Annotated in this window: 2 protein-coding genes and 1 pseudogene; all 3 read left to right on the top strand. The window is 65.2% G+C overall.

Annotated elements, in window-relative coordinates; genetic code table 11:
* Positions 1–1,537, top strand: a 1,537-nt coding sequence (locus JOZ00_RS16120; RefSeq protein WP_293345256.1) for a YhgE/Pip domain-containing protein, incomplete at its 5' end; no start/stop codon positions are given.
* A 58-nt stretch (positions 1,538–1,595) separates the two neighbouring features.
* Entirely contained in the window at positions 1,596–2,036 is a 441-nt protein-coding gene (locus tag JOZ00_RS16115; protein WP_293345254.1) for a VOC family protein, read from the top strand.
* Positions 2,033–2,306 (top strand): annotated as a pseudogene (locus tag JOZ00_RS16110) (SDR family NAD(P)-dependent oxidoreductase); the annotation flags it as partial. The gene JOZ00_RS16115 and the pseudogene JOZ00_RS16110, both read left to right, overlap by 4 nt.

Below are 2,306 nucleotides of genomic sequence, written 5' to 3'. Positions count from 1 at the left end.
GACCGGGCAACCAAGACAGGCCAACCTGATCGCCGTCTACAACGACGCCAACAACTACATCTCAACGAGTATCGGTCGCACTGCGATCAGCCAGGTACTCAACGCGGTATCGAGCCGGATATCCGGACAGGCGGTCAATCAGGTGCTGTCCGTGGTGGTTTCGTCCGGCGCGGGTATCAAGCAGGCCGCCGAGGGGGCCGCGCAACTCGACAACGGCGTGGGTCAGCTGGCGACCGGTTTGGACACAGCCCGGTCCGGCTCGGCGCAATTGGCCACCGGTGCCAAGCAACTGTCCGACGGCATCAACGAGGCCACCGATCCGCTGCTCGCCGTGACCAAAGCGGTGTCGCAAATTGGCGGCAGCACACAGCAACTGCAACAGGGCGCTAATGCGCTACAACAGGTCAACGATCAGATCGGTGGTATCGCCACGGCGCAGGACGCAGCCGCAAACTCGCTGTCATCGGTGATCGATCAGCTGTCAGCCCGACAGGATCCGCTGGCGAACAACCTGCGCGGCATCCAAGATCAGCTCCGTGGTCACCAGTTCACTCCCCAGATCCGCCAGCAGCTCACCGACGCGCAGAACGCGGCGATCGCCATGACATCGGGTTTGCGGAACCCGGGCAGTCCGCTCGGATCGGCCCTCGACCAGGTCGGCAGCAAGGGTCAAGAGCTGACAAACAAGCTCAACCAGCTGCGCAACGGGGCCCAGCAGCTCGCCACCGGCAATGCCGAATTGGCCGGTGGCATAGCCAAACTCGATGACGGCGCACACCAACTCAAGACGGGATCGGCCGAGCTCGCGACCAAACTCGCCGACGGGGCCAAGCAGGTGCCCAACTGGACAACTCAGCAAAAGGACGCCGTCGCCGACACCATCGGCGGCCCGGTGCAACTCGAGGCCTCGCATGAGAACGCCGCGCCCAACTTCGGCACCGGCATGGCCCCGTTCTTCCTCACGCTGGCCTTGTTCTTCGGTGCGTTGGTGCTGTGGATGGTGCTGCGGCCCTTGCAGAGCCGCGCGATCGCCGCGGAGGTGCTCGCGATCCGGGTGGTGCTCGCCAGCTACCTACCCGCGGGTGTGATCGCGATATTCCAGGCGGCCATTCTGTACTGCGTCGTCCGCTTCGGCCTCGGTATGCACGTGGTTCACCCGGTGGCGATGCTGGGCTTCATGATCCTCATTTCCGCTGCGTTCGTGGCCGCGACGCAGGCGATCAACGCACTGGTCGGTCCGGCCGTGGGCCGCGTATTGATCATGGCCCTGCTCATGCTGCAGCTGGTCAGTGCGGGCGGCATGTATCCCGTGGAAACGACGTCACGGCCCTTCCAGGTGCTGCATCGGTTCGACCCGATGACATACGGCGTCAACGGACTTCGACAGCTCATCCTGGGTGGGATCGACGGCAGACTCTGGCAGGCGATTGTCGTGCTGGTCGCGATATCGGCGTTCGCTCTGGCAATCTCGTGCCTGTCCGCGCGGCGGGACCGACTCTGGAATGTCAGCAGGCTGATACCCGCGATCAAGATGTAGGCAAGCAACCCTCGACGTTGCATGATGGGGGGCAGGCTCTGCAATCGAGAGGAAGCCGATGTTGGGTGTCCACCATGCCGCGATCTGTACCGCCGACGTGGAGCGCTCGAAGAAGTTCTGGCGTGACGGCCTGGGACTCGCCGAGCTGTTCGACCACACCTTCACCGGGGACTGGCCAGAACTGTTCGGCGCCAAGACCGACCGGTTGCAGTCGGTTTTCCTCGGCGATCCGCAGACACCCGATGCCGGCATCGTCGAACTTGTCGTGTTCGACGACGCCGATGATGCGTCGGCACCACCCCAGCGACCCCGGCACGGGCTCTTCCTACTCTCCCTGGAGCGCGACGTCGACGAAACACTCGGCACGCTAGCCGAATTGGGCTTCACCGACGGTGTTCGTCGAATAACCATGCCGGCCCCGGGCGGTAAGACGGTCCCGATGGCGGTCATCACCGCGCCCGACGGCGTGCTTGTCGAGTTGATCGGCCCCGCCCGATGACCGCCCGTGCGACCGCGCTGGTCACCGGCGGAGCCTCGGGCATCGGGCTCGAGGTCGCCGGACGGCTGCGCGACGCGGGCCACGACGTCGTGGTGTGGGACCTCAAGGGTGGCGATATCGGTTGTGATGTCAGCGATCCCGGCGCGGTGTCGGCCGCGATGGGGCAAACCGTACGCGAGCACGGCGTGCCGACCCGCGTCGTGACCTGTGCCGGGGTGGGCGCCTCGGGCCTGCTGCTCAAGCAGGAGCACGCGGAGTGGGAACGGGTGC

The sequence above is a fragment of the Mycobacterium sp. genome (assembly GCF_019243155.1).
Lineage (GTDB): Bacteria > Actinomycetota > Actinomycetes > Mycobacteriales > Mycobacteriaceae > Mycobacterium.
This window is presented reverse-complemented; position numbering and strand designations above follow the sequence as displayed.